General features: G+C 30.9%; 26 protein-coding genes. 12 read left to right on the plus strand and 14 right to left on the minus strand.

Features of this window, described 5'->3' with window-relative positions; translation table 11 throughout:
* Positions 1–61: 61 nt before the first annotated feature.
* Both VDP25_RS11375 and VDP25_RS11380 read right to left on the minus strand, forming a co-directional pair.
* Complete coding sequence (locus VDP25_RS11375; RefSeq protein ID WP_215924779.1) at positions 62–451, minus strand: PUR family DNA/RNA-binding protein; 390 nt, start codon at positions 449–451, stop codon at positions 62–64.
* A gap of 66 nt (positions 452–517) precedes the next feature.
* On the minus strand, positions 518–2,272 hold the full coding sequence (locus tag VDP25_RS11380; RefSeq protein ID WP_215924778.1) for an ABC transporter ATP-binding protein: 1,755 nt from the start codon (positions 2,270–2,272) through the stop codon (positions 518–520).
* A 131-nt stretch (positions 2,273–2,403) separates the two neighbouring features.
* Here VDP25_RS11380 and VDP25_RS11385 point away from each other — a divergent pair, with 131 nt between their 5' ends.
* The 4 genes from VDP25_RS11385 (at position 2,404) to yajC (ending at position 5,678) form a co-directional block, all read left to right on the plus strand.
* Positions 2,404–3,507, plus strand: a complete 1,104-nt coding sequence (locus tag VDP25_RS11385; RefSeq protein ID WP_215924777.1) for a Glu/Leu/Phe/Val family dehydrogenase — start codon at positions 2,404–2,406, stop codon at positions 3,505–3,507.
* Between the two features lie 106 nt (positions 3,508–3,613).
* A complete protein-coding gene (locus VDP25_RS11390) occupies positions 3,614–4,558 on the plus strand; it encodes a transcription antitermination protein NusB (RefSeq protein WP_334469829.1) in 945 nt (314 codons plus the stop codon).
* Positions 4,559–4,787: 229 nt separating this feature from the next.
* The gene (locus VDP25_RS11395; protein WP_334469831.1) at positions 4,788–5,366 is read left to right on the plus strand and encodes a DUF1573 domain-containing protein; all 579 of its coding nucleotides are present in this window, start codon (positions 4,788–4,790) and stop codon (positions 5,364–5,366) included.
* Positions 5,367–5,387: 21 nt separating this feature from the next.
* Positions 5,388–5,678, plus strand: a complete 291-nt coding sequence (yajC, locus tag VDP25_RS11400; protein WP_215924775.1) for a preprotein translocase subunit YajC — start codon at positions 5,388–5,390, stop codon at positions 5,676–5,678.
* 209 nt (positions 5,679–5,887) lie between these two features.
* On the opposite strand, the gene VDP25_RS11405 is transcribed toward yajC, so the two are convergent.
* The 4 genes from VDP25_RS11405 to VDP25_RS11420 all read right to left on the minus strand — a co-directional run bounded on the left by VDP25_RS11405 (position 5,888) and on the right by VDP25_RS11420 (position 12,344).
* A complete protein-coding gene (locus VDP25_RS11405) occupies positions 5,888–7,816 on the minus strand; it encodes a DUF4139 domain-containing protein (protein ID WP_334469834.1) in 1,929 nt (642 codons plus the stop codon).
* A 399-nt stretch (positions 7,817–8,215) separates the two neighbouring features.
* Positions 8,216–8,635 carry a thiol-disulfide oxidoreductase DCC family protein gene (locus VDP25_RS11410; protein ID WP_334469836.1) on the minus strand — a complete coding sequence of 140 codons (420 nt, stop codon included), beginning with the start codon at positions 8,633–8,635 and terminating at the stop codon, positions 8,216–8,218.
* Complete coding sequence (locus VDP25_RS11415; RefSeq protein WP_334469838.1) at positions 8,632–10,800, minus strand: endonuclease MutS2; 2,169 nt, start codon at positions 10,798–10,800, stop codon at positions 8,632–8,634. Before VDP25_RS11415 ends, VDP25_RS11410 begins: the two co-directional genes overlap by 4 nt.
* 50 nt (positions 10,801–10,850) lie before the next feature.
* A complete protein-coding gene (locus VDP25_RS11420; RefSeq protein WP_334469840.1) occupies positions 10,851–12,344 on the minus strand; it encodes a YfcC family protein in 1,494 nt (497 codons plus the stop codon).
* A 56-nt stretch (positions 12,345–12,400) separates the two neighbouring features.
* Between VDP25_RS11420 and VDP25_RS11425 the strand changes: the two genes are divergently transcribed.
* On the plus strand, positions 12,401–13,075 hold the full coding sequence (locus VDP25_RS11425) for a uracil-DNA glycosylase (RefSeq protein WP_334469842.1): 675 nt from the start codon (positions 12,401–12,403) through the stop codon (positions 13,073–13,075).
* Positions 13,076–13,431: 356 nt separating this feature from the next.
* On the opposite strand, the gene VDP25_RS11430 is transcribed toward VDP25_RS11425, so the two are convergent.
* The 5 genes from VDP25_RS11430 to VDP25_RS11450 all read right to left on the minus strand — a co-directional run bounded on the left by VDP25_RS11430 (position 13,432) and on the right by VDP25_RS11450 (position 17,448).
* On the minus strand, positions 13,432–14,286 hold the full coding sequence (locus VDP25_RS11430) for a substrate-binding domain-containing protein (RefSeq protein ID WP_334469844.1): 855 nt from the start codon (positions 14,284–14,286) through the stop codon (positions 13,432–13,434).
* Positions 14,287–15,159 (minus strand): nucleoside phosphorylase, encoded by an 873-nt coding sequence (locus VDP25_RS11435; protein WP_215924768.1) that lies wholly within the window; start codon positions 15,157–15,159, stop codon positions 14,287–14,289.
* A gap of 3 nt (positions 15,160–15,162) precedes the next feature.
* Complete coding sequence (locus VDP25_RS11440) at positions 15,163–16,092, minus strand: DUF1835 domain-containing protein (RefSeq protein WP_215924767.1); 930 nt, start codon at positions 16,090–16,092, stop codon at positions 15,163–15,165.
* A 5-nt stretch (positions 16,093–16,097) separates the two neighbouring features.
* The gene (locus VDP25_RS11445; RefSeq protein WP_215924766.1) at positions 16,098–16,427 is read right to left on the minus strand and encodes a translation initiation factor; all 330 of its coding nucleotides are present in this window, start codon (positions 16,425–16,427) and stop codon (positions 16,098–16,100) included.
* A gap of 70 nt (positions 16,428–16,497) precedes the next feature.
* A complete protein-coding gene (locus VDP25_RS11450) occupies positions 16,498–17,448 on the minus strand; it encodes an isopenicillin N synthase family dioxygenase (RefSeq protein WP_215924765.1) in 951 nt (316 codons plus the stop codon).
* A gap of 146 nt (positions 17,449–17,594) precedes the next feature.
* On the opposite strand from VDP25_RS11450, the gene VDP25_RS11455 reads away from it, so the two are divergent.
* The 3 genes from VDP25_RS11455 to VDP25_RS11465 all read left to right on the plus strand — a co-directional run bounded on the left by VDP25_RS11455 (position 17,595) and on the right by VDP25_RS11465 (position 21,116).
* Complete coding sequence (locus tag VDP25_RS11455) at positions 17,595–19,595, plus strand: alpha-ketoacid dehydrogenase subunit alpha/beta (protein WP_334469849.1); 2,001 nt, start codon at positions 17,595–17,597, stop codon at positions 19,593–19,595.
* A gap of 60 nt (positions 19,596–19,655) precedes the next feature.
* Positions 19,656–20,276 carry a hypothetical protein gene (locus tag VDP25_RS11460; protein ID WP_334469851.1) on the plus strand — a complete coding sequence of 207 codons (621 nt, stop codon included), beginning with the start codon at positions 19,656–19,658 and terminating at the stop codon, positions 20,274–20,276.
* Positions 20,277–20,690: 414 nt separating this feature from the next.
* Entirely contained in the window at positions 20,691–21,116 is a 426-nt protein-coding gene (locus VDP25_RS11465; RefSeq protein ID WP_215924762.1) for a 3D domain-containing protein, read from the plus strand.
* Here the strand turns inward: VDP25_RS11465 and VDP25_RS11470 are convergent.
* Positions 21,100–21,666 (minus strand): ExbD/TolR family protein, encoded by a 567-nt coding sequence (locus VDP25_RS11470; RefSeq protein WP_334469853.1) that lies wholly within the window; start codon positions 21,664–21,666, stop codon positions 21,100–21,102. The two genes, VDP25_RS11465 and VDP25_RS11470, sit on opposite strands and share 17 nt — an antisense overlap.
* Positions 21,667–21,803: 137 nt before the next feature.
* Between VDP25_RS11470 and VDP25_RS11475 the strand changes: the two genes are divergently transcribed.
* The 4 genes from VDP25_RS11475 (at position 21,804) to VDP25_RS11490 (ending at position 25,667) form a co-directional block, all read left to right on the plus strand.
* On the plus strand, positions 21,804–23,318 hold the full coding sequence (locus tag VDP25_RS11475) for a DEAD/DEAH box helicase (RefSeq protein WP_334469855.1): 1,515 nt from the start codon (positions 21,804–21,806) through the stop codon (positions 23,316–23,318).
* Positions 23,319–23,445: 127 nt separating this feature from the next.
* Positions 23,446–24,153 (plus strand): hypothetical protein, encoded by a 708-nt coding sequence (locus tag VDP25_RS11480; RefSeq protein ID WP_334469857.1) that lies wholly within the window; start codon positions 23,446–23,448, stop codon positions 24,151–24,153.
* Between the two features lie 431 nt (positions 24,154–24,584).
* Positions 24,585–25,061, plus strand: coding sequence for an Hsp20/alpha crystallin family protein (locus VDP25_RS11485; protein WP_334469860.1), 477 nt, complete (start codon positions 24,585–24,587; stop codon positions 25,059–25,061).
* Between the two features lie 117 nt (positions 25,062–25,178).
* The gene (locus VDP25_RS11490) at positions 25,179–25,667 is read left to right on the plus strand and encodes a hypothetical protein (RefSeq protein WP_334469862.1); all 489 of its coding nucleotides are present in this window, start codon (positions 25,179–25,181) and stop codon (positions 25,665–25,667) included.
* Positions 25,668–25,771: 104 nt separating this feature from the next.
* Here the strand turns inward: VDP25_RS11490 and VDP25_RS11495 are convergent, their stop codons facing one another.
* Together VDP25_RS11495 and VDP25_RS11500 are read right to left on the minus strand one after the other, a co-directional pair.
* Positions 25,772–26,005 carry a hypothetical protein gene (locus VDP25_RS11495; RefSeq protein ID WP_334469864.1) on the minus strand — a complete coding sequence of 78 codons (234 nt, stop codon included), beginning with the start codon at positions 26,003–26,005 and terminating at the stop codon, positions 25,772–25,774.
* Between the two features lie 308 nt (positions 26,006–26,313).
* On the minus strand, positions 26,314–26,523 hold the full coding sequence (locus VDP25_RS11500; protein ID WP_334469866.1) for a hypothetical protein: 210 nt from the start codon (positions 26,521–26,523) through the stop codon (positions 26,314–26,316).
* Positions 26,524–26,610 lie beyond the last annotated feature (87 nt).

Below are 26,610 nucleotides of genomic sequence, written 5' to 3' on the forward strand. Positions count from 1 at the left end.
AAAAATAAAAAAACCGTTACAAAGCGTAACGGTTTTGGTTATAATTTAACAGAAGTTAATTTTAAATATCATCAAAACTGATGTCTGTAAAACTTTCTGTCGTTTTAGTATCTTCAAGCGTTTTAGCTTCTTGAGCTACAAAATTATCTTCACGTTTAAAGTCTTTTTGATGACGTTCGCTAATAACTTCTTGACCTTTTTCATTAATAATATAATCTGTCATTTCAGCTAAGATTTCTTTAAACTCAGTGAAATCTTCTTTATAAAGGTAGATTTTATGCTTTTTATAATGGAAAGAACCATCGTCATTAGTGAATTTTTTACTCTCAGTAACTGTTAAATAATAATCACCAGCTTTAGTAGCTCTAACATCAAAGAAATAGGTTCTTCTTCCAGCGCGTAATACTTTAGAATATATTTCTTCTTTGTCCATCATTTCATAATCACTCATAACTCTATTTTATTTTTTAATTTCAATCCAAAAATCTAAAAAAAAAGTAACCTAAGCAACAAATAATTACATTTCTTTTTCTGAAAGTTGTTTAGTGTATAACTCTTTATAGTAACCATCAGTATTGATAAGGCTTTCATGATTTCCAGACTCAATGATTTTACCATCTTCAAGAACAATAATTGTATCTGCATTCTTTGCAGAAGAGACTCTGTGACTTACAATAATTGTTGTTTTATCTTTTGTGAGCTTCACTAAGTTTTTTAAGATTTTTTCTTCTGTTTCAGTATCAACAGCAGATAAGCAGTCATCAAATAATAAAATATCTGGTTTTTTAATAATTGCTCTAGCAATAGAAACACGTTGTTTTTGACCACCAGAAAGGGTAATACCACGTTCACCTAAAATAGTATCGTAGCCTTTATTAAAATCAATAATATTTTTATGGACTTTTGCATTTTTTGCCGCTTCTATAACGTCTTCGTCTGTGGCATCTTCTTTTCCAAACTTGATATTGTTCTTTATGCTATCAGAAAATAAGAATGCATCTTGTGGGACATACCCAATACTTTCTCTAAGACTGTAAAGGTTTAATTCCGAAATAATAGTATTGTCTATTAAAATTTCCCCCTTATTAATATCATATAAACGTCCTATTAAATCTAATATGGTAGACTTTCCTGATCCTGTTTTTCCTAAAATGGCTAAGGTTTTACCAGATTTTAAGGTAAAACTAACGTCTTTTAGAGCTTCAATATTAGTGTCAGGATATACAAAGGATACATTTTTAAATTCAATATCACCTTTAATTGGTGTCAATTCTTTAGCTGTATTTTTAATATCTGGTTCAGTCTTTAAAAACTCATTAATACGTTCTTGCGATGCTTCGGCTTGCTGTATTAAAGAGGTTACCCAACCTACTGTTGCTACTGGCCAAGTTAACATATTTACATACATGATGAACTCTGCAATGGTACCAATATGATCTATTTTTCCGCTCATGTACTGCATACCTCCAACGTAGATTACAATAAGGTTACTAACCCCTATTAATAGAATCATTAAAGGAAAAAACAGGGCTTGTACCTTAGTAAGGTTTATCTGTTTTTGACGGTTTTCTGCAGAAAGATTTTCAAATTCAATATTAGTTCTTGGTTCTATTCCGTAAGATTTTATTACAGAAATACCACTAAATGTTTCTTGAGAATAGGTAGAAAGTGTAGAAAGTGATTGTTGTACAATTGTACTGCGTTTATTTATTAATCTACTTAATTTATAAATAATAACAGAAAGTATAGGTAAGGGGAGTAATGTGTATAACGTTAGCGTAGGCGACCTATCTATCATGTAAATTAAAGCGACAGCAAATAAGGTAATGGTGTTAATGGTATACATTAATGCCGGACCAACATACATTCTTACTTTACCAACATCTTCACTAATCCGGTTCATTAAATCACCAGTTCTGTTTGATTTGTAAAAATTTAGAGATAGAATTTGATAATGTTTATAAATTTCATTTTTGAGGTCAAACTCAATGTAGCGTGACACATTAATAATCGTTTGACGCATTAAAAAAGTAAAGATACCTGCAACTACTGCGGCTCCAACAATGTAGAGTACATTAATAATAAGTTCACTTTTAAAGGCCTCATAGGCAATTTTGTCATTGAAATAGTCTGAAATCACATTAATAGACGATCCAACAAGTCTTGGAGTAAATAGTGCAAAGACTTTTGCAATTATGGTAATAAAGACACCGATAATTAAGCGATATCTGTACTTTAAAAAATATTTATTGAGGTGTTTTAATGCTTTCATACTGTATTTGGTAGGTCAAAAGTATTACGATAATCGTATTTTATAGTTAATATTTTGCTAATCCTCTATTAATAATTTATTTTTGCGAGCTGTTTTTAGAATATCTATAAACACCCTAAAATTTAACTTACATGACTTCAGAAATTATAACTTCAAAAGAATTGAAAAAAATGGATCCAGTTTTTGGACAACACTCTTTTGACGATCATGAGCAAATTGTTTTTTGCAATGACAAAGATACTGGTTTAAAAGCTATAATCGGTATTCATAATACAGTTTTAGGACCAGCTTTAGGTGGTACTAGAATGTGGAATTATGCTAATGAGTGGGAAGCCCTTAACGATGTATTGCGCTTATCTCGAGGTATGACATTTAAATCTGCTATTACAGGTTTAAACTTAGGTGGAGGTAAAGCTGTTATTATTGGTGATGCCAAAACTCAAAAAACACCAGAATTAATGCGACGTTTTGGTGAGTTTGTTCATTCATTAAGTGGCCGTTACATAACTGCAGAAGATGTAGGTATGACAACAGAAGATATGGATACTGTTAGAGAAGTAACACCTTATGTAACAGGTATCTCTGAGAGTAAAGGTGGAGCAGGTAACCCATCGCCAATTACTGCTTATGGTGTTTTTATGGGAATGAAAGCCGCTGCAAAGTTTAAATTTGGTTCAGAAATTCTAGAAGATAAAAATGTATTTGTCCAAGGAATAGGAAACGTAGGTGAAGCTTTAGTAGAACATTTGGTTAACGAAGGTGCCAATGTTACCATTTCAGACATTAGCCAAGATCGTTTAGAAGAAGTACGTGCTAAATATGGCGCGACTATCTATGGTGGAAATGATATTTATAGTGAAGCGATGGACATTTATGCACCTTGTGCTTTAGGCGCAACTATTAACGACGATACCATTTATAAATTACAAGCTAAAATTGTTGCTGGTGCTGCAAATAATCAGTTAGCAGAAGAAAGTAAACACGGAGCAATTTTACAAGAAAGAGGTATTGTTTATGCACCAGATTTTTTAATTAATGCAGGCGGAATTATTAATGTTTATGCAGAATTAGAGAATTATGACAGACAAGAAATAATGCGTAAAACAGAAAATATTTACAATACAACACTTGAAATATTAGATAATGCTAAAGTTAATAATTTAACAACGCATAATGCAGCTTTAAATATTGCTAGAGAGCGTATTGAAACTCGTAAGAGAGAAAATTTAAAATAGTCTGCATTTAATTTTTATTTCAGAATTAAATAATAGTATTTTTGCAAGGTGAATCTTTTAAAGATTCACCTTTTTTTAATAATCAAAATAAATCGAGTTCTTACACATGCTAAACCGAAGACACATCAGAATTAAAGTAATGCAATCTATGTATGCTTTTAAAGGAACAGAAAGTGATGATTTAATAAAAGAACAAAAGTTTTTGCTTCATAGTTTAGAAGGCATGTACGATTTATACCTCTCTCAATTAGCTTTGTTAATAGAGTTACATAAAAAGAGTAAAGATTACAATGCTAAACTTCAGAATAAACTAATAAAATCTGATGCAGATAAAAATCTTAGTTTAAAGTTTCAAGAAAATCAACTTTTGCATCTTATTAGTAGCAATACCATGTTACAAGAAGCTATCTCTAATAAAAAATTGAATTATTGGGATTTAGATTTTGAATATGTGGATATCATTTTTAAAGCCATTTTAAAAAGTGATTTGTATAACGCTTATACAGCAGAAGAGGAAACTAGTTTCAAAAAAGATAAACAATTTATTTTAGATGTTTTTACTGAAATTATAGCGCCAAACGATAAGCTTTATGATTTTTTTGAAGATAAAAAACTCACTTTTGTAGATGATTTACCAGTCGTAAATACTGCAATTCTAAAAGTCTTACGAAAATTAAAACTAACATCGCCAGAAACTGCTTTACTACCAGATTTGTATAAAGACGATGATGATAAAGAGTTTGCTATTGAGTTATTTAAAAAAACCTTTTTGAATAGCTCTAAGTTTGGTGATGAAATTGGTAAAAAAACAACCAATTGGGATTCTGGACGTTTAGCAAGCATCGATGGAGTATTACTTAAAATGGCACTTTGTGAGTTTCAGAAATTTTCATCAATACCATATAAAGTTACGATGAACGAATATTTAGAAATTGCAAAAGAATATTCTACACCAAAAAGTAGCTTATTTATTAATGGAATTTTAGATAAAATAGTTAAGGAATACCAATCTGAAAATATCCATGTTAAAGTTGGAAGAGGGTTAATGTAGTGTTATTCTTAGAGGTATTACTACACCGCTTAATGCTATTTTTTAATGTTTTATTCCATAAATTTAACGAGATAGCGGTTGAATTTCAACTTTTAAAGCTTTAAAAACACGCATAAGACAGTTTTTTCTGACAAAAAGCATGTTAACTAGGGGTTAATAATTTTTAATCATTAAAATAATTACTAACTTCGCCAATTGAAATAATTATCTAACAAAAAAAATAAAAGTAATGAAAAAAGTAATTTTAGGACTTAGTGCATTATGTATGATCGCTTTTACATCTTGTAAAGAAGACGCAGCTAGTAAGATTAAATCTGAAAATATCGCAGTTGCTGCAGAAAGAGATGCAAATGCCGGTGATTTTCCAGTAATTTCTTTTGACAAAAAAGAGCATGATTTCGGAACAATCGAAAACGGAACTCCTGTAGAAACAACTTTTAAATACACAAACACAGGTAACTCTATGTTAGTTGTAAGTAATATTAAAAGTACATGTGGTTGTACAGTACCATCTAATTGGACAAAAGAAGTTGCACCAGGTGAAACAGGTGAATTTGTTGTAAAGTTTAATGGTAAAGGAAATGGAAATAAAGTAACTAAGTCGGTTACAATGACTACTAATACAGAAAAAGGTAGTGAGATTGTCAAGATTTCTGCTTTTGTAGAAAAAGATCCTAATGCACCAGCAGCAGCGAAAACAACTAGAGCAACACAGCCAAGTACTGTAAATCCTTTAGCTACAGATAATGCTGCAGCTCCAAGAAAGTATTCTACACAGCCAGGTCACGAAGGTCATAACCACGATTAATTTTTATTGATATAACACTGAATGGAAGGAATTGGATCATTTTTACCGTTTATTGCTATTTTTGCTGTGATGTATTTCTTTATGATTGCACCACAAATGAAACGTTCTAAACAAGAAAAAAAGTTTGCTAGCGAATTAAAACGCGGCGACCGTATAATTACTAAAAGTGGTATGCATGGTAAAGTTGTAGAGCTAAATGATAAAGATAACAGTTGTGTTATTGAAACATTAGCAGGGAAAATTAAATTTGACCGTTCTGCAATTTCTATGGAAATGAGTACCAAGTTAAATGCACCAGTTACTGTAAAATAAACGAATTGCATTATAAATATAAAAAGACTGTTCATGTATTTGAACAGTCTTTTTTTTATAAAAACTTCAAAACGAAAACAGGTCTTCTACCACAATTTATGATACTTCTAAGAAGGATAGACTAATCTTCTAAAAAGAATAAAACTCATTCCTAACTAACTGAAGTTAGGGTTTTATTGATTCTGTTTCGCTTTGAAGCTGTAATTTAATTACAAGTTAACGCGTTTATCTTTAGGAAATTTTACAGTATAGGAATGTTTAACATTTTTTGTTCCTCCAGACTTCAAATTTATAACCCATTTCATTATTCCTTTAGTATCATTATAACTAGAGTTACCTGTTTCAATATTATCTATTTTAATCGCTTTATTCTGACTCTTAGGCATACGGTCCAAAACGGTTAACAAGATATCTGTTTGTTTATTGTTTTTAATTTCAATTTCAAAAGCTTTTTGAATCACTTTATTGCTACCTATAAAGGTTGTTCTTTTAAAATTGTTAAGTTGTGTGCGTTTTACAACAATGTTTGGATCTACTCCAAGTGAGATTGTTAAACTACCTGTAGTTGCACTTGGGTTAATATTTGTTTTACCAGAATAACTACCTGCAAAATAAACATTGGCTTCTGCAGGTAATAAATTATACTGTTCCCAATTTCCGATTTTAGCAGTTAAAAACACATTTTCATTTAAAACTGGTGCCGCAAAGTAATTATAAGTTGCAGGAACATTATATTTATCTATTTCTATAACAGAAATATCACCATCTGAAGGAATACTGTGTTTTTTGTCAATTTTGAAACTAATACTTGTAATACCTTCTTCAATTATATTTCCATTTGTTGTATAATTTTCTGTTTCAATATATGGGTCATCATCAAAATCTTCATCAATCATATTTTGTATGCTTTTTGCTTTTACTGAGCTCGAAGATGTTGCTTTAGTTCCGTACCCTATAACAACAACTTCATCTAAAGTAGATATGTCATCTAAAGTCACATTCATGATACTAGAATGTATTGGTAGCTCTTCGGTTTCCATACCTACATAAGAATAAACAAGCGCATTCCCTGTTGTTGTTTTTAAAGTGTATTTGCCATCAAAATCTGTTTGAACTCCATTAGATGTTCCTTTTTCAATAACACTAACTCCAGGTATAGGTGTACCATCACTAGAACTCGTTACAATTCCTGTTATGGTATTTACGGATGGATTATACTTGAAATTATAATTTCTTATGGCACGTTGCGATTGATAGTTGCTATAAGCATTAATAAAGTTTAGATATTTAGGAGTTACAATTGGCTTTTCATTATTGGTATTTGGATCACTTGTTGAAAGTACGAGGGCAACATCTGTCCAGTCACAACCCGAATTTTGATACACGTGCGCTTTATATTCTAAGCTTACAGGATTATTAATTTTTTCGGCTTTAAGATCGTAAATGGGAACCCATCCTGCATGTTTAATATTGTATTTAATTTTTAAATCTAAAGATAATGCAACTTCACTGTTTAATGTGAGTTTAATTTCTCCTGTTTGTGTTTTTTCTTCAACATTAAATTCAGCTAACTGATGTTTTATATTGGTTTTTATAGTTTGTTGATTTTCAATTTCTAAATTTGATTTGTTTATTGCTATCCTTAATGCTGTAATTCTTGTTCTGTAATAGGCGGCAAATGTCTTAAGTTTTTCTAAACTGACAACTGTAGTTTCATTTCCTAAATGTTTGTTGCTTTGAATAAGACTTAATTCTTCGTTATAACCAGCAATTAAATCATATTGGTATTGAATTTTAGAATCAAGATGTTTTAATTCATTTTGTAAAGCTAAAATAGAATCACTTTGCTTTTGTTTAGATAAATAGTTGATACCATAATTAATGGATAGGATAGAGGCATCTTTTAATCCTGAAATTTGAATACTACTCTCTTCAACAAACGGTGATAAACCATTAAATGTAATTTCAGATTTTCCTGAGTTAATTTTAAGTGAAGCCTCACGATTAATTTCTGCTCCATCGAGATATACAGTTACAGTTGTAATTTTACTAGGTTGCTGAAATGCATTTGCTAATTGTGTGCTTAATACAAAAAGAAAAATAAGAAATGTTTTTAAGAGTTTTAGATGGGTTGTCATAATGTTAGAGTATTAGTTTTATCTAAAATTATGGCAATATAAATCCCAATGTAATCATAAATGAGTTAAGTGTATAGTATGAGAAGTAAAGGTATGATATCAGTTAGTAAGACTATTATTGTTAAAATGTAATTTATAGATAGAATTGACATTTTTAATGCCTAAATCAATTTTATAGTGCCTTATATCGAGTTTTTTATGTAACATTTAGAGATGCGTATATATTTACAGTAACAAAATAATGTGCTATTAATCAACTCTTTATTTTCCCTCATTATAAATGAATTGAAACAACAATTTTTGTTTAAATTAAATTAGTTTTAAGTAAGTTGTTAATTTATAAAAGCCTTTTCATTGGTTATGAAAAGGCTTTTTTTATGAATTAAATTTGTAGTTTGGTTAATCTAAAAATTTAGATTTTAGTTCTGGTGTAGGAATCATACAGGCTTCTTTTTTACCATACCATTTGTAACGATTCTTAGCAATATAGCTGTATACCATATTTCTAATAAATGTAGGTACAATAAAAAAAACAACCAATAAATTTGAAGGCATACCTAAATGCTTTGCAATATGAATAGCTGCTGAAGATTTAGACTTAATAGTATTGTTTTTTGGATTATAGAGTAAGATAGAATCGGTGTTGACTGTGTCTATATTGAATTTTTCAATAATTTCTTCTCCAACGTCACTTTGTAATGGAGCAAATAAGAATTTATTTTTTTTATCCCGTTTAATAACATACAAAACACTAGAGTTGCAAAGATTGCACACTCCATCAAAGAGAATTAATTGTTTGTTATGAGGAATATCTATCATTTTTTTACGGCTTCAACGAGTTCCAGTTGGTCTAAACTCACATTAGTAGTAAACATACCATAATTTACATTGGCTTTATTTTTTTCAATGCTATCAATACTACCAACGGCTCTACCATCTTGTAGTCGTACTCTGTCTCCAATTCTTAAAATAGGTTTTGGCTTTTCTACGGGTTTAGCTTTCTTTTTAGCTTCTTTTTTCTTTTTACGGATGACTTCAACTTTCTTTTCAGCCTCTTGTTTTATCTGTTTTTCTTTTTGCTTTTCGGCACGCTTTTGTTTTGCTGATACTTTTTTTCGTTTCGAATTTTCAATCTGAACTAGCTTAAATAGCTCAGCCATTAATTCACGTTTCTTCTTGTCTTCAAAATACTTTTCAGAGATATCGTTGACTTTCTGACCTAAGTAAATTAAGCGTTGGTTAGAATCGTATAATTCTTGAAAGCTTTCTAATTTCTTTTGAACTTTTGCATTGACTTCCTCTAACTTATCGGCTTCAGATAACTTCTTCTTTTCGTTTTCTTTAAGAGAGCGTTCCGTACGTTCTAATTTACTGCGTTCTTTTTGAAGTTTTGCAATAGTAGCATCAAATCGTACTTTACCACGTTCAATCTTCTTTTTAGACTTGTTAATTAAACTATAAGGAATTCCATTTTTTTGAGCTACTTCAAAAGTAAAGGAGCTTCCGGCTTGCCCAACAACCAATTTATACATTGGTTCTAAGGTGCGCTCATTAAAAAGCATATTGGCATTTTCCATGTATGGCAATTCATTGGCCAAAAGCTTTAAATTAGAATAATGTGTTGTAATTATTCCAAAGGCTTCTCGTTCATAGAAAACTTCGAGAAACGTTTCAGCAAGAGCTCCACCTAATTCTGGATCACTACCTGTTCCAAATTCATCAATTAAAAAGAGTGTTTTGTTATTACACTTTTTCAAAAAATAATTCATCTGTTTTAAGCGGTAACTATAAGTACTCAGATGGTTTTCTATAGATTGATTGTCTCCAATATCACTCAGAACGCGATCAAATAAACAGACATGGCTACGCTCGTGTACAGGAATTAGCATGCCACTTTGCAGCATAACTTGAAGCAATCCTACCGTTTTTAAAGTGATACTTTTTCCACCTGCATTGGGACCTGAAATCACAATAATTCTACTGTCTTTTTCTAATCCAATAGTTTGCGGAAACGTCTTTTCTCCTTTTTCTTTATTATTTAAATAGAGTAGAGGATGGTAGGCATCTCGTAAATGCATACTGCGTTCTTTAGAAAGCTCAGGAAGAATGGCATTCATGCTCTGCGCATATTTTGCTTTCGCAGAAATGACATCTAGGTTGATTAAAAATTCTTGATAATCTCTAAGAAGTGGTAAAAATTCACGAATAAAATCCGTTAGCTCTTTAAGAATTTTAATAACCTCTTCTTTTTCCTCGTATTCTAAATTATTGAGCTCTCTAGTATGTTGTAAAGTCGTTTCAGGCTCTATGTAAACAATGCTTCCGGTTTTACTACCTCCCATTATTGCGCCTCTTACCTTTCTACGGTACATTGCTTTTACGGCAAGCACACGTTTATTATCTACAACAGATTCTCTAATATCATCTAAATATTCAAGATTATGATAGGTGTTTAATGCTGAAGAAAAACTACTATTAATTTTACCTTTAAGCAGGTTAATAGATTTGCGTAAACTAGAAAGTAGAGGTGAAGCATCATCTTTTATATCTCCAAAACGATCTACTACAGCATCTACTTGTTCAATAATGATGGTGTTGACTTCAATATGTTGACCAAATTGTTGAAGTTTAGGGTAATAGTCTTTAAATTTTTCTAGAAACTTCAGAATAGAATTAACGGTCAACGACATGCTTACTATTTTCTGTAAACCAGCCACTTCGAGATAGGTGTTTTCTATCTTAAGTAGTTTTAATTCTTTGGCAATGGTGTCAAAACCATGATTAGGTATTCTATTATCATTTTCAAAGGACGATAAATATTCATTAACGTAAATAAGTTCGGTCATTAGCGCCTCTGGATTTTTAAAAGGAAGTATCGCCAAAACCGCTTCTTTACCCAAAGCTGTAAGTGTATGTGCGCTAATTTGATTTAAAACCGTAAAAAACTCAAGGTCGTTTAAGGTTTTTTCATGAATGTTTATCATGTAGTATTGTACGTTTTTTTAGAATTGCAAAGTTAGGATATTATGTAATACTATAAGTATGAAGACACCGCTAATACTATTAAGGTGACAATAAGTAATACGATAAACAATGGCATTATAAATTTTAACCATTTGCTAAAGTTGATTTTGGCAACTGCTAAGGATGCTAAAATTAAACCTGTAGGATTTATTAGGTAGAAAAGGCCTAAGCCGTACTGATACGTATTAACCACAATTTCACGACCAATTCCTACAGTATCTGCCAAAGGCGCCATAATTGGCATGGTTAAAACAGCCATTCCTGAAGAACTAGGAATAAAGAATGATAATCCAGAATAAATCATGGTCATTGCACTTGTAAATACCCCTTTATTCATTCCAGTAGTAACATCACTAGCGTAATACAATAATGTATCGCTTATTAAACCATCTGTCATTAACACAGTAACACCTCTTGCTATTCCTATAATAAGTGCTACACCCAAAAGATCACCAGCTCCTTTTACAAAGGTGTCTATAAAGTCGGTTTCACTGATTTGAATAATAATGCCGATAATAATAGCACTAATTAAGAACACAGTTGTCATTTCTACAAACCACCAATCTAACATTGAAACACCAATAATCATCAGAATAAAACTACAGGTAAACACAAATAAGGCCAATTTTAATCTCCAATTAAAATTAATATGCGTGGTATCTTTTAGCGTAAACAATTGCGCAATTTGTTCTCTTTGATCGTAAATAAGTGATTTGCTTGGGTCGTTTTTAACGCGTTTTGCATATCGCATGATATAGATAATGGTAATAGACAAGCATACAAACAACATAAAAATACGTCCGTATAATCCGGTTGTCCAATTTATACCTGCGGCATCACTAGCAATAATGGTAGAAAAAGGATTAATGGTAGAACACATACTACCAATTGCAGAGCCCAAAAATATACAAGCAACACCAACAAGAGCATCGTATTTAGCTGCTAAAAACACAGGAATTAAAATAGGGAAGAAGGCAATGGTTTCTTCGGCAAAACCAAAGGTAGTTCCACCCAAAGCCACTAAAGTGGTTACCAATACAATAAGTAAAGATTCTCTACCTTTTAATACTACAGCTAATTTGGTAATGGCAGCATCAAAAGCACCAGAAGCATTTAAAACACCTATTAGCCCACCAATAATTAAAACAAGAAAAATGATATCAGCAGCCTCAATAATACCTTTAACTGGAGATTTTACAAAGTCGAAAAAACTTTGAGGTTTGGCATCTAGTTTATTGTAAGTTCCAGGAATATTAATGGGTTTATAAATGTCTCCGTTAGTAAACTTCTCAACAGGAATTTTAATATTCAAATCATCTAATGATGTTTGAGTTGCTGCTAAGCTTATTTCTTCATCTAGACTTAAACGTGTAAATTTGTCTGTTGCCGCGTTATAACTTAAAGTATCATATTTACCTGCAGGAACAAACCACGTTAAAAGTGTTACTAATCCTGCAATTATAAATAATATGGTTTGTGCAGAAGGGAATTTTAAATTTTTCATTCTGAGTTATTTATTCGTGAATTTAAGTCGTAATAAGATATAATCTGTTATAAAATATGAATGTAAATATAGACCAAAGCTGGAAAACTTATCTTAATCCAGAATTTGAAAAACCTTACTTTAAAGATTTAGTAGCTTTTATAAAGCACGAATATAAGACCCAGATTTGTTTTCCAAAAGCATCTGATATTTTTAATGCATTTAATCATTGTGCTTTTAATGAGGTTAAGGTTGTAATTATTGGTCAGGATCCATATCATGATATTGGGCAAGCTAATGGCTTAAGTTTTTCTGTAAATGATGGTATCAAACATCCACCTTCATTAGTGAACATATTTAAAGAGTTAGAACAAGATCTTGGAATACCTTACCCAATTAGTGGGAATTTGATGCCATGGGCAGATCAAGGAGTTTTACTATTGAATGCCACATTAACGGTTAGAGCGCATGAGGCGGGAAGCCATCAAAAGAAAGGTTGGGAGCAATTTACAGATGCAGTGATACAAACGATTAGTGCAGAAAAAACAAATGTTGTATTTCTACTTTGGGGAGGATTTGCTAAAAAGAAAAAGAAACTAATAGATAGCTCTAAACATATTATTTTAGAAAGTGGACATCCATCTCCATTAAGTGCTAATAGAGGGTATTGGTTTGGTAATAAGCATTTTAGTAAGACTAACTCCCAGTTGGAGCAAGTTGGCGAGATTTCAATTGATTGGAAACTAGAGTAGGAGATTTATCTGAAGATGATTTTTCGGTAGATGGGGTTTCAGTTTTAATAGTATGTGGCATGTTATTATCAACTTTTCTAGTTGTTTTGTTGCAACTAAAAATTAACAATAAAAAATTTATTGCAACCAAGAAAGATAAAATAAGCGTAATCGTAAGAATCATATTATTCTCTTGTTAATAGTAATGTAATTGTTAATCAAATGTAATTAAATTTTTGAATTACTGAAAGTTATCAACACAAACAGTTGCATTCTTAATAAAACTATTTAGAATATAGTGTTTAATATAAAAATAAAAAATGCTTGTTTTTTATGATTGCTAACAATCAATTTTTTAACTCATATAATAAATGAGACTATAATTTATGAATTAATTTTGAGTAATCCACTTTTTTTGAAATAATTTTTAAATCATGAAGCTGATTTTGTACATTTTTAATCGTTTTTTCGTTCATTACACTTTGCGACCACTCAGTTAAAGATAACCATTCTTGTACATCTTCTAGTTCTTGTTCGTAACGATTAGCAATGGTTTTGTCTATGCTTGGAATAGATTTAAAATCTGCAGTGGTTTGGTTAATAATTTCTAAAATGGTTTTTAATTGCTCTTCATTATTCTCTATGAATTTATCGCTAGCAGCAATAACAAAGCATGGCCAAGGCGAAGGACAGTTGCCAATACGTCTAAAAATACCATTATCTACATAAGGTTTGGTGGTGAACTTCTCCCACATAAAATAATCAGCTTTATTTTCTGTAAGTCCTCTTATGGCACCATCAAGGTTTTTAATAACTTCAAATTTGAGATCTTTTTCTAAATCCCAATTGTTGTTTTTTGCATTTATATAGGCCATAAGATGAGATCCAGAGCCATATCTACTGATTGCTGCTCTTGTTCCTTTGATATCGTCTATGGTTTTAAAATCTGAATCTGCTGCGACATGAATTCCCCAATTTAAAGGGGTTTGAACAAAGGTTTGAACTATTTTAGAAGGATTATCTTCAATGATATCTTTAACAATTCCTTCTGTTAAGATAACGGCCATATCAATTTCACCTGAGCGAAGAGCTTTTGTCATTGCACCAGTTCCTCCGTGATAATCGTGCCATCTTAGATTAATATCTTGGTCTTTATATTCGCCATTTTTTAGCGTTAAATACCATGCTAAATTAAAGTGTTCTGGTACTCCACCAATATTTACTTTTTTCATTTAAATATTCACGATACGCTCTAAAGCATATTTAATTAATTTATCAACTGTCTTTTTTGGATCTTTACTAAAATCACCAGTTGCTCTGTTTGCTATAATAGCATTTAAAGATAATGCTTCATGTCCTAATAACTTTGAAAGTCCATAAATAACAGAAGTTTCCATTTCAAAGTTAGTAATTCTATAATCCTTATAGCTAAAGTTATCTAATTTTGCGTTAAGACCTGCGTCTTGTAGTGGCAAACGTAAAACTCTGCCTTGAGGGCCATAAAACCCACCTGCTGTTCCTGTCATACCTTTAAAGATGGTATCGCTTTCAAAGTACTTCTCTAAATATTTACTATTGTTAATAATGATTGGTCGTGCTTTATTTTTATCCCAATTAGTATGTTTAATAAATTCATCTTCAATTTCAGGGTTGCTTATACCTTCAATTTGATAAAAATGCAACATACCATTAATATCTAAGGCATGAGTACTAATTAAAAATGCATCAACAGGAATATCTTTTTGTAATGACCCAGAAGTTCCGATTCTAATAATATTTAGACTTGATAATTCTGTTTTTGGTTTTCGGGTTTCTAAGTCAATATTAACTAAAGCATCGAGTTCGTTTAAAACAATATCAATATTATCAGGCCCAATTCCTGTTGAAATAACGGTTAAGCGTTTGTCTTGATAGTAACCGGTTTGTGTTTTAAATTCACGTTTTTGAGTGCTAAATTCTATGCTGTCAAAATGCTTTGTTATTTTTTCTACACGATCTTGATCACCAACAAAAATGATGGTGTCTGATATATGTTCTGGTTTTAAATTTAAATGGTAAACACTACCATCTGGATTTAATATAAGTTCTGAATCTTTTATAGACATTAGTTAAAGTTTTTTGATTAATTTATTTTGAGTAACGCTAAATTGAAAGTCTAGTCGTTTTACACCACCATAAGTCATATCATTGTTTACTTCTTGGGCATAATTGTAATGCCTTAATAAGGCTTCGTGTCCTTTTCTATTTAACGTGAGTTGATTTTCGGATTTTTCAAAAAAGATAGACAATTTATTAATAAGACGTTTTAATTGGGTGTCTCCATAACCATAATAACCTTGGTAGTTTAGACTATAACCTAGTAAATGATGTTCAGATTTTATATCGTTATCTCTTACGAGTCTAAGAATATTATCTTCTAAAACATTTAAGCCACTTTGCTGGTGTGGAAAACGTTTTAGATGTGCTTTTAAGCAATTGCTCATATACTTAAAACTAGAATTTGTAACAATATAAGGTTTTAAGATATTGTGATCTTTACCACAGTACGTTCTCCATAATGCAATGGCTAAGTCAATGTCATCCTGTGTTAGTAGTACTTTGTTTTCGTAATGCGTTTTTAGTTGTTCTGGATTTAATTCGGCTAGAGCTTTTAAACTTTTTTCGCCTTTAACTCGTCCACTACAAATAAGATATAGTGGTTTTTTTATGTTTTTTTGGTGGAGTAAATTAATAACACCTAATAGGTTGATATGGCAAAATAAATCATACTCAAACCATAGGTTTATTTCAGTATATGCTTCAGTATTATCTAATTTAGAGAGTTCTTTTTGAAGTTCTTTAGAATCTACCTCAATGTCATAATATTCTTTTAAAAACTCAGAACGAAGATTAAAAAAATCTTCAGAATCTATTTTTGGAATTGTGGGTCCTTCGCATAACATTTCTTGCCATGTAAGAATATCTTCTGTAAAGTCCAATTCTCTTAAATAGTCGGTAAGACTATTGCCATTAGTAATATGTAGACAATTTTTAGCCATAAAATTTAACCTCCAACACGTTTTACATTAAATCCTTTAGCTTTTAGCATAGCCATTATTTTATCTCGGTAATCTCCTTGAATTATAATTTTATCATCCTTAAAACTACCACCAACACTAAGTTTGGTTTTTAATTCTTTGGCCAATGCTTTAAAGTCTTCGGTAGCTCCAGTATAGCCTTCTAGAATGGTTATAGGTTTCCCTTTTCGCTTTTCGTATTTGCAAAGTATGGGATCGTCTTGTAGCCATATATTAGTCTTAGAATCTTCTGAGTTTTCAGTTGGTTCTGGTGTATGGTCTGGGAAGAGGTTTTTTAATTGATCTTGTAAATCCATTTGTTCAGTCTTCAGTGCTTAGTCTTCAGTTTTCAATAGTTGCTTGTAAACTGAAGGCTGTATACTACAACTACTTTTTAATAAGTCCAAGCTCAATTAAACGTTCGTTTAAGAATTCGCCAGCTGTAATGTCTTCAAACTGTTTAGGATTATCTTCGTCTATACAGCTTTCTAGGACATTTAATTTCATTTCGCTTACAGGATGCATAAAAAATGGCATAGAGTAGCGTGATGTTCCCCAAAGTTCTCTTGGAGGGTTTATAACACGGTGAATTGTAGATTTCAATTTATTATTAGAATGTCTAGATAGCATGTCACCAACATTTATCATAAGTTCGTCTGGTTCTGCAATAGCGTCAATCCATTCACCATCATGACGTTGGACTTGTAAACCACGACCTTGTGCACCCATTAACAACGTAATAAGGTTAATGTCTCCATGAGCTGCTGCTCTTACTGCATTTTTAGGTTCTTCTGTAATTGGAGGATAATGAATTGGTCGTAAAATTGAATTCCCATTATGAATATATTTATCAAAATATGTTTCTTCTAAATCGAGGTATAAGGCTAAAGCTCTTAATACATATTTAGCTGTTTTCTCTAACATTTGATAGGTTTGTTTTCCTACTTTATTAAAATCAGCTAATTCTTTTACAATCACATTTTCAGGATATTCTTTTCGGCGTTCTTCATCGTCTTCAACATATTGCCCAAAATGCCAGAATTCTTTTAAATCTCCTTCTTTTTTTCCTTTAGCACTTTCTTTACCAAAAGAAACATAACCACGTTGACCACCAATACCTGGAATTTCATAACTTTTTTTAACCTCTAAAGGTAGATTGAAAAAGTTTTTGACTTCTTCATATAAATTATCGACTAAAGTATCGTCTAAAAAATGTCCTTTTAAAGCTACAAAACCGATGTCTTCATAAGCTTTTCCTATTTCGTCTATAAACTTTTGTTTACGTTTAGGATCATTAGAAATGAAATCCTTTAAATCTACGCTAGGTATTCTGTCCATTAGATTATTGTTTAAATTTTTGTGAATATACAAAGTTAACAATAATAGTGTTAAAAATTAGATCGAATTTATTGACAATTTCGAGTCTTATATGGTTTATTGTAGCAAATTTATTTACATTTGAAACATTAGATAAATGACATTTTATGCCAACGATCACAAAAAGTAATATAGCCTACGACAAAAGAAATTTAAGTGATAAAGCCCTACTAAAGCTTTATTACAATATGCTAAAGCCACGATTAATAGAAGAGAAAATGCTCATTCTGTTGCGCCAAGGTAAAATTTCAAAATGGTTTTCGGGAATAGGACAAGAAGCTATTTCAGTAGGTGTAACTATGGCCTTAAAGCCTAACGAGTATATCCTTCCTATGCACAGAAATCTTGGGGTTTTTACAACACGTGAGATTCCGCTACATCGTTTATTTTGCCAATGGCAAGGTAAAGCAAGTGGTTTTACTAAAGGTAGAGATCGTTCGTTTCACTTTGGGACGCAAGAATACAATATTGTAGGAATGATTTCTCATTTGGGACCACAATTAGGTGTTGCAGATGGTATAGCCTTAGCGAATTTATTAAAGAATAATGGCAATGTAACAGCCGTTTTTTCAGGTGAAGGAGGAACAAGTGAAGGAGATTTTCATGAAGCTCTAAATGTTGCTTCTGTTTGGCAATTACCTGTAATTTTCTGTATTGAAAATAATGGTTACGGACTTTCTACGCCTACAAGTGAGCAATATAATTGTAAACACTTAGCCGATAGAGGTAAGGGGTATGGTATTGAGTCCTTTATTTTAGATGGAAATAATATTATAGAAACCTATACTAAGGTACAGAAATTAGCCGAAAGCATAAGAAAAAGACCGCGTCCAATATTAATAGAGTTTAAAACTTTTAGAAGAAGAGGGCACGAAGAAGCAAGTGGAACAAAATATGTGCCTCAAGAATTGATGGACGAATGGGAAGCCAAAGATCCTATAGAAAATTTTAGAAGCTTTTTGTTTAGTAAAAAGATTCTGAGTCAATCTATAGATGAATCCTATATCACTAAAATTAAATCTGAAATTGATTCTGCTTTAACATCAGCCTATGCAGAGCCTAAAATAATTCCAAGTGAAACAGCTGAGTTAAATGATGTTTATAAATCATTTGATTATAAAGAGGTTAAGCCTAATAATGAAACAAAAGAATTACGTTTAATTGATGCCATTTCTGAAGTCTTAAAACAATCCATGCAAAAGCATCAAGATCTTGTAATTATGGGACAAGATATTGCAGAATATGGTGGTGTTTTTAAAATCACAGAAGGTTTTGTAGAAGAGTTTGGAAAAGATAGAGTTAGAAATACACCTATTTGTGAATCTGCTATTGTTGAAACTGCTATGGGGTTATCTATATCAGGCATAAAATCTGTAGTAGAAATGCAATTTGCAGATTTTGTAACCTCTGGATTTAACCCCGTTGTTAATTATTTAGCTAAATCACATTACAGATGGCAACAAGAAGCTGATGTCGTGGTAAGAATGCCTTGTGGAGCAGGAGTTGCTGCAGGTCCATTCCATTCGCAAACCAACGAAGCTTGGTTTACTAAAACACCTGGATTAAAGGTGGTTTATCCAGCGTTTCCTTATGATGCTAAAGGTTTATTAGCTACAGCAATTAATGATCCTAACCCTGTATTGTTTTTTGAGCACAAAGCGTTATACAGAAGCATTAAACAAGAAGTACCAACGGATTATTTTACCATCCCATTTGGTAAAGCAGCGTTTTTAAAAGAAGGCGAGGCAGTTACAATAATTACCTATGGTGCAGGTGTGCATTGGGCTTTAGAAACGCTAGAGAATAATCCAGATATTTCAGCAGATCTCATAGATTTAAGAACTTTGCAACCTTTGGATAAGGAAGCAATTATAAATTCCGTTAAAAAGACAGGACGCGCTATTATTCTCCAAGAAGATTCACTTTTTGGTGGTATTGCTAGTGATCTTTCTGCTATGCTTATGGAAACTTGTTTTCAGTATTTAGATGCACCTGTAAAACGTGTGGCGAGTATGGAAACTCCGATTCCTTTTATTGGGCAGTTAGAAGATCAGTATTTGGCCAAAGGGAAGTTTGAAGGTGCTTTAAGGGCTCTTCTTGGCTATTAGATACGTAGTTTAGTGCATGTATATGAAATACTTGTAATTTAGGCTTAAAAGAAACTTAAAATGAAGCACATATTTTTAGTATTAGCAGCATTAATTTCTTTACAGCTTAAAGCTCAAGATACTATTTCTACGGATCAATTAATTCACAAAGAGAAAATAGGTGTACATAACCGAAATTTTAAACTTGGTGGATTTTATTTTAGTAAAAGTTCTAGCGTAAATGCTGCGAATGATTCGGTTAATTTTATTCGTCCAATGATATTCTTTAAAGACGGAACTATTAAGCAGTTTGATTATATTGGCAATTCATCTATTACTTTAAAAAAAAGAGGAAAAGGTCAAAAATGTGTTCTTAAGCCTAAGGAAGATTTTGAGACGATTATTACCTTTTTTGAATGCTATGCTGAAGTTGTCCAATTAAAAGAAATTTACAGTGTGTATTCTATAGAAGGAGATGAGTTAAGAATTCAAGCTTTAGGAACTGATTTTTTTACGGAAACTAGAGGTCGTGTTCTTAACGATAGTACATTTGTAATTACCAAAAGTATCAACTATGGGACTAAAAAAGTAGTAGATAAAAATTACACGTATCAGTTTCATGCTTCAAAAAAGCCAGACTCAACAAAATTTAAACCTTCCTCTGTAATACAACAGTATTATCTTAAGCAGAGTAATGATTAAAATATTCTAAAATAAAAAAGTCAATTTCTTTTTTTTCTGAAACTGACTTTTTTTGATTGATTTGATTTTGATTGATTTGCGCTTTATTATGCTTTAATGGTTTTTAAGTCATCATCTAAACTATTAGAAGTATTGACAATTTTTGATAAAACTCTCATAATTATTGGTTTTTGATTGGTTGATTTATTGATTGATGAATAAGGTTATTATCTATAACGTCTTTTAAGATTCCAAGTGTAACTTTTAGTTTCTGTAGACGTACTTGATAATTGATTGTTGTTTAAAGTTCTCATGATTTATGTATTTTTAATTGGTTATACTAATAAGACGATGAAATATTATTTTTGTTACAGTACTTTGTATAACATAGTACGATTTAACAAATTTTAACAATAATCGAGTAGCTTTATTACTATGAAAACACACTACTATTTAATAATACTATTAGTTATTAATGTTTATAATTGTAAACATAGCGTAGAAAGTGATTGTACTTTAAAACAACTAAAAGTAACGGCTACAGCTTATAATTCTTTAAGTTACCAAACCAATTCCAATCCTACAATTACGGCTTTTGGTGATAGTTTAAAACCAGGATTACGATATATAGCTGTATCTCGTGACTTATTAGATTCTGGATTAGTACACAACACTAAAGTGAAAATTCAAGGTTTCGATAGCTTATTTACAGTCAAAGACAAGATGAATCGTCGTTGGAGAAAACGTATCGATATTTATATGGGTAATGATGTAAAAAAGGCAAAAAAATGGGGCAAGAAAAAGCTTAAGATTGAATACTGTATAGAAACCAATGATTCATTATCTAAAGAGAACGTTTAACCATAATTTCAGAAACGATAAAAGGATAAGCTTTCTTAACTATTTTTAATTCGTCTTTTGATAATTGATCAGGAGTTTTATTAAATGTTTTTTTTGCGTAGCGTTCTCGTAAATCGTAATATGCTTTTGTAATTTCATCTTGTACAGAAATAAACAAATCATACTTAGTAAGAGCATCATGACTTAAAGAAATGACAGCTTTTTTTGGATGATCCGAAGATTCTAAATTTTGTTCACCTTCACAGTAATGGCAAGTATCACTGCCATTATTATCAATAAAAGTTTCAACGAGTTCTTTAATTTCAGTAAGTTCTACAATGTTGTCTTCAACCATAATTTGTTGCTTTTCATTCATGGACACTTGTAATAAGTTACGTTCAGGAATATCTGCAGTACAGTCTGGAGTATCGCAAACCCTTGGCAATTGCCTTGAAATACCTTTGTCTGCTGAAATAGTGGTAGTTACTAAAAAGAAAATTAGTAACAAAAAGGCAATGTCTGCCATAGATCCTGCATTGACCGATGCAGATTGTCTTCTAAATGATTTCATAATAAGTTATATTTAAATGTTAATGAAATGTGAAATACAATAACAATACCAATCTTGTTAAATCTTGTTAACAATTCATTATAGAACCCTAACAATGTGCTATTTTTGCGAAATTAACCAAGTACTAAAATTACTTTATGTCGTCAGAAACCGAAACTATTCAACAAAATGCAACTGAGAAAAGCCTCTATGATTACCAAATCAAAGACCTTAATCGCATTTTTGATGTGATGGAAGAGGAATCGGATGATTTTAATCTCTTATATCAATTACCAACTGGAGGTGGAAAAACAGTTATTTTTTCAGAAATAGTAAGACGATATGTAGAGCAGCACAATAAAAAAGTCGTTATTCTTACCCACAGAATTGAGCTATGCAAGCAAACTTCTAATGTGTTATCTGGTTTTAATGTTAAAAATAAAGTAATTAACAGCAAAGTTAAAACACTGCCAGATCAAGATGATTTTCAGTGTTTTGTTGCAATGGTAGAAACCTTAAATAACCGTTTGTCTGACAATGATTTTGAGCTTAAAAATATAGGTTTAGTAATTATTGATGAAGCACATTATAACTCTTTTAGAAAGTTATTTAAATTTTTTGAAAACTGTTTTATTCTTGGAGTAACAGCAACACCTTTAAGTAGCAACATTAAGTTGCCAATGAAGGATAATTATAAAAAACTTATTGTTGGAGATGATATCTCTACGTTAATAAAAAATGGTTTCCTTGCCAAAGCCGAAGTTTCTAATTACGATGTTGGGTTAACATCTTTAAAAATAGGAATTAATGGTGATTATACTGTAAAATCTTCTGAAGCATTATATACCAACAGTTTAATGCAATCTAAATTGTTGTTGGCGTATGAGGAAATGGCAAAAGGTAAAAAAACACTAATTTTTAACAACGGTATTTATACCTCTAAAGAAGTCTATTACACGTTTAAAAAAGCAGGTTATAATGTTAGGCATTTAGATAATACGGCAAGTAAGCAAGAACGTAAAGACATCTTAAAATGGTTTAAAAATACACCAGATGCTGTTTTATCTTCGGTAAGTATATTAACCACGGGTTTTGATGAGCCTTCTGTAGAATCTATTATTTTAAATAGAGCCACACGTTCCTTAACCTTATACTTTCAAATGATTGGTCGTGGTAGCCGAATTTATAAAGACAGAAAATCGTTTCAGGTTATAGATTTAGGTAATAATGTCGCGAGGTTTGGAGCTTGGGATCAGCCCGTAGATTGGCAACATATTTTTAAACATCCAGACTTTTATCTAGAGAATATTGTTGATGATGAATTGTTAGAGCGTGATTTTGTTTATAAGATGCCAGATTCATTAAAGGTGAAATTTAAAAAATCGTATACCTTAAATTTTGATGTTAAAGCAGAATACAAAGACGTTATTAACTCTGGTAAAAAATCCTTTACAGTTATTGAGCGCTCTATAGCGCAGCATTCACAAATTTGTATAGATAATAGTGAAGATGTTTTTGATGCAAGAGAGCTAACTAAAGATCTTCAAGATGAAATCGCTTTTAGGATAAAACAGTATTGTTATTGTATAATGAATAGTACTCAAAATTATAAAGACTGGCTCTTTGAAGAATACAATAGAAAGTTAAGAATAAGCTTTAATGGCAAGTTTTAACGTTTTTTTGTAAAGATTTCTATTTTTATGCGTTTATTTTGAAGAATAGGTATGATTATTGTGATTAAATAATAAGAAAAATTAAAACGAATTTTAGATAGTGAAACCCATTAAATTCATAGCGTTTATGTTCTGCATACTTTGCAGTACAATGGTTTTTACTCAAGTTAAAGACAAGGAGACTAAGTCTATTCCTATTCCTGCAGAAATTTCAAAAAAGAAAAAAGATTCTACATTAATTAAAGTTAAGGTTGCACCAATTCTTAAAAAGGAAGATCAAAAATCTAACGAGAGTCCTAATAATAAAGAAGAAAAATTTGTAATTAGAGAAACTAAAAAGCCTTTCTCTATGATTGAAAATGACGGTTTAAAAAGCCCAAGTGAAATTTTTGAAAAGCGTTGGAGAAAGGAAGCTATAAAAGGTGGCATTATTAGAACTATGTCTGACCAGTTTTTGGGTGAGCATAATGTAGATACAAAATTTGTAAACATTGTTTGTAGAGATCATGAATATCCTGATGGCGATCGTGTTCAGATTTTAATTAATGGCATCATAGTAAAACACAATCTTGTACTTACGGCTAATTATAGACGTGTAGAAGTTGATTTGATAGAAGGTAGAAATACTATTGATATCGTAGCTTTAAACCAAGGTGAATCTGGACCAAATACAGCCGAGTTTGTGGTTTATGATGATAAAGGTAATACGATTTCCTCTAAGGAATGGAACCTGTTAACAGGCGTAAAGGCAACTATTGTTTTTAATAATGAAAAGGTCGTTATTAAAGAAAAGAATGCTGAAGAGGTAAAGGACAAAACAGCTTCTAATAATTAAAACGCTATTTTGCGAGTCTTCTTTACTACAACTTTCCTGAAGTTATAAAGCTTTCTAACTTTATAAAAGAAGCCAAATAACGCTTAAAACATCTACTTTAAATGATAGAATTATTTTAATAAAACACCAATTATAAAAGATAATCTATTTTATATATTGATAGTGAAGTAATAAAGATGTGTTTAACAAAAAAAGCATGTAAACAACTTATATTTAGATGTGTAGTGTACCGTGTTTAAATGTCAACTTGACATTTTTTTAGTAAAGAGCCAACAATAATTCTGAAAAATTGACACAAAAATCAATAATTATAAGTAAATAACTATAAAAAAATAGGGTATATACATTTTGGTATTTTTTTTGTTTTATTTACACCGAAATCAATTAAGATTTCAAATTTGAAATAATGTTTAATTTAAAATTTTGTAATTATGAGCAATTTAGTTAGTGTTCCTAAAAACGGAAATTTAGCGAACAGAAATTCAAATCAAAACTTTCCAACTTTATCAAATTGGTTAGATGATATTTTTAACCGAGACTTACCATCAGTATTTACTTCAAACTTTAATACAGGAATTACTTTACCAAAAGTAAATATAAAAGAAATTGCTGATGCCTATATAGTAGACATGGCAGTTCCAGGTTTAAAAAAGTCAGATTTTCAAATCGATATTGATAATCAAGTATTGTCAATTTCTACAGAGATTAAAGAAGAAAGTGAACAGAAAGAGGCAAACTACACGCGTCGTGAATTTGGATACTCATCGTTTAAAAGAACCTTTAGTTTGCCAGAAACTGTAGATGAAGATAAAATAAAAGCAAGTTATACTGAAGGTATTTTAAGTATTCATTTACCTAAAAAAGAAGAGGCAAAGCAAAAGCCTGTTAGAACAATTAAAATTTCATAACTATATTAGTTTTTAGTTACATGTTTAAGATGAGGCTGGTTTGTAGGCCTCATCTTAAACTATTAATCTAATTGTTTTTAGGTGATTTAAAGGTGTCTCATTTTAAAATTTAAAATAATGAAAAAGTACATTTTATTATTAATGACAGTTTTTTTATGTGTTAGTTGTAGCGGACAAGAAAACAAAGCAAAAAATGGAGAAACAAAAGAAGCCAATAAAGCTATAGCAGAAGTACCTAAGGGATCATGGAAAGTAGATAAAGAGTTTGACGAAAACGGAAACTTAATAAGGTATGATAGTATTTATTCTTGGTCTTCTAGCAATATGTATAACGATTTGTCTCCTATGGATAGAGATAGTTTGATTGAGTCTTTTAGATCAAGATTTTTTACAAACTTCTCACAATTTGAAGATCAGGGATTTGAAGATATTTTTTCTCAAGATTCACTTTTTAGTAATCGGTTTTTTAATGATGATTTTTTTGGAAGCAGTTTTGGAAAAGATTTTATGAATATCGATAAAATAAGAGAACAAATGCTTAAAAGGCAGATGGAGTTTTTAGAAAAATATCAATCAGAATTTATTAAACCTGAAGACGAAAATTAAATAGTTTTCGTCTTTTTTATTTAGGTAAACCTAATAATCAACTTGTCAAATCTCGAAAGGATATTAGAAGTAGAGTGGAACCTAGCAATTACATAGATATATTGTTAGGGTTTGTTTTTTATCCATTCAACTGCACTTTTAGACATTTTTTTATAATCGTGACCTACACTTTTTATCGTGTCTATTTCCCAGTTAAATATCCAATTATTTTTATGTTTCAATTCTTTATTCGCATTAAAAAAAGTTGTTCCACGTTCCAATCTATGGGCACCTTGTTCCATAGCCAAACGTGTTGTTCTAAAAGTCCCTAAGCTAGGGTCATTATCTAATTCTCCCAATAAGATAATTAATCTTTTATGATAAGATTTTTGTAAATCAATGTCTGTTTTCTGAATACCATAAGGAAATTTAAGTTTCTCGTTTGGTAAGCTATAAAACCCAGAATTAGCTATAAATAATAAGATTGTTGCGTGTTTGTCTTTTTACTTTTAAAATGAGTGAATTTACCGTTAAAACTTTCTCATATTTTTTTCTTCTTAAATGGCAGTTAAGTACCTAATTTAGCAAATAAATCACAGATAGAATATGCTGTAGGAATGTTTCTTAGTTGTTAGTAGCCAAGTAATCAGCTGTATATTGAAGTTAGTTATTTTGTTGTTTTATTTTTTCTTGCTGTTTTTTTTATGTTACGGTGAGTCATTAGTCCCATAAAAATCCCAAAAAATGAAGCATAAAATATAAATTTCCAAATATTAAAATTTTCTCCATCAGCATAGTCAAATCCTGCCATTCCTGATGCAAAAATAATTCCGCTAAATAATCCGGCTTTAATTATTGATTTAGTCTGTGTCTTCACTGCTACTGATTCTTTGTACTATTACACAATATTTTTAATTCCGTTTTAGTAAGTCTTTTTAAAACCTGTTAAGATCTGCATTAAGTA

This window comes from Winogradskyella sp. ECml5-4, assembly GCF_036903175.1.
In the GTDB taxonomy this organism is placed as follows: Bacteria; Bacteroidota; Bacteroidia; order Flavobacteriales; family Flavobacteriaceae; genus Winogradskyella; species Winogradskyella damuponensis.

Coding starts and splice junctions, on each gene's coding strand:
- yajC (WP_215924775.1), top strand. CDS start 5,388: ATGGAAGGAATTGGATCATTTTTACCGTTTATTGCTATTTTTGCTGTG.
- VDP25_RS11485 (WP_334469860.1), top strand. CDS start 24,585: ATGAGCAATTTAGTTAGTGTTCCTAAAAACGGAAATTTAGCGAACAGA.
- VDP25_RS11475 (WP_334469855.1), top strand. CDS start 21,804: ATGTCGTCAGAAACCGAAACTATTCAACAAAATGCAACTGAGAAAAGC.
- VDP25_RS11465 (WP_215924762.1), top strand. CDS start 20,691: ATGAAAACACACTACTATTTAATAATACTATTAGTTATTAATGTTTAT.
- VDP25_RS11440 (WP_215924767.1), bottom strand. CDS start 16,092: ATGGCTAAAAATTGTCTACATATTACTAATGGCAATAGTCTTACCGAC.
- VDP25_RS11425 (WP_334469842.1), top strand. CDS start 12,401: ATGAATGTAAATATAGACCAAAGCTGGAAAACTTATCTTAATCCAGAA.
- VDP25_RS11490 (WP_334469862.1), top strand. CDS start 25,179: ATGAAAAAGTACATTTTATTATTAATGACAGTTTTTTTATGTGTTAGT.
- VDP25_RS11480 (WP_334469857.1), top strand. CDS start 23,446: ATGTTCTGCATACTTTGCAGTACAATGGTTTTTACTCAAGTTAAAGAC.
- VDP25_RS11415 (WP_334469838.1), bottom strand. CDS start 10,800: ATGATAAACATTCATGAAAAAACCTTAAACGACCTTGAGTTTTTTACG.
- VDP25_RS11435 (WP_215924768.1), bottom strand. CDS start 15,159: ATGTCTATAAAAGATTCAGAACTTATATTAAATCCAGATGGTAGTGTT.
- VDP25_RS11455 (WP_334469849.1), top strand. CDS start 17,595: ATGCCAACGATCACAAAAAGTAATATAGCCTACGACAAAAGAAATTTA.
- VDP25_RS11450 (WP_215924765.1), bottom strand. CDS start 17,448: ATGGACAGAATACCTAGCGTAGATTTAAAGGATTTCATTTCTAATGAT.
- VDP25_RS11430 (WP_334469844.1), bottom strand. CDS start 14,286: ATGAAAAAAGTAAATATTGGTGGAGTACCAGAACACTTTAATTTAGCA.
- VDP25_RS11420 (WP_334469840.1), bottom strand. CDS start 12,344: ATGAAAAATTTAAAATTCCCTTCTGCACAAACCATATTATTTATAATT.
- VDP25_RS11470 (WP_334469853.1), bottom strand. CDS start 21,666: ATGAAATCATTTAGAAGACAATCTGCATCGGTCAATGCAGGATCTATG.
- VDP25_RS11445 (WP_215924766.1), bottom strand. CDS start 16,427: ATGGATTTACAAGATCAATTAAAAAACCTCTTCCCAGACCATACACCA.
- VDP25_RS11460 (WP_334469851.1), top strand. CDS start 19,656: ATGAAGCACATATTTTTAGTATTAGCAGCATTAATTTCTTTACAGCTT.
- VDP25_RS11390 (WP_334469829.1), top strand. CDS start 3,614: ATGCTAAACCGAAGACACATCAGAATTAAAGTAATGCAATCTATGTAT.
- VDP25_RS11410 (WP_334469836.1), bottom strand. CDS start 8,635: ATGATAGATATTCCTCATAACAAACAATTAATTCTCTTTGATGGAGTG.
- VDP25_RS11380 (WP_215924778.1), bottom strand. CDS start 2,272: ATGAAAGCATTAAAACACCTCAATAAATATTTTTTAAAGTACAGATAT.
- VDP25_RS11395 (WP_334469831.1), top strand. CDS start 4,788: ATGAAAAAAGTAATTTTAGGACTTAGTGCATTATGTATGATCGCTTTT.
- VDP25_RS11375 (WP_215924779.1), bottom strand. CDS start 451: ATGAGTGATTATGAAATGATGGACAAAGAAGAAATATATTCTAAAGTA.
- VDP25_RS11405 (WP_334469834.1), bottom strand. CDS start 7,816: ATGACAACCCATCTAAAACTCTTAAAAACATTTCTTATTTTTCTTTTT.
- VDP25_RS11385 (WP_215924777.1), top strand. CDS start 2,404: ATGACTTCAGAAATTATAACTTCAAAAGAATTGAAAAAAATGGATCCA.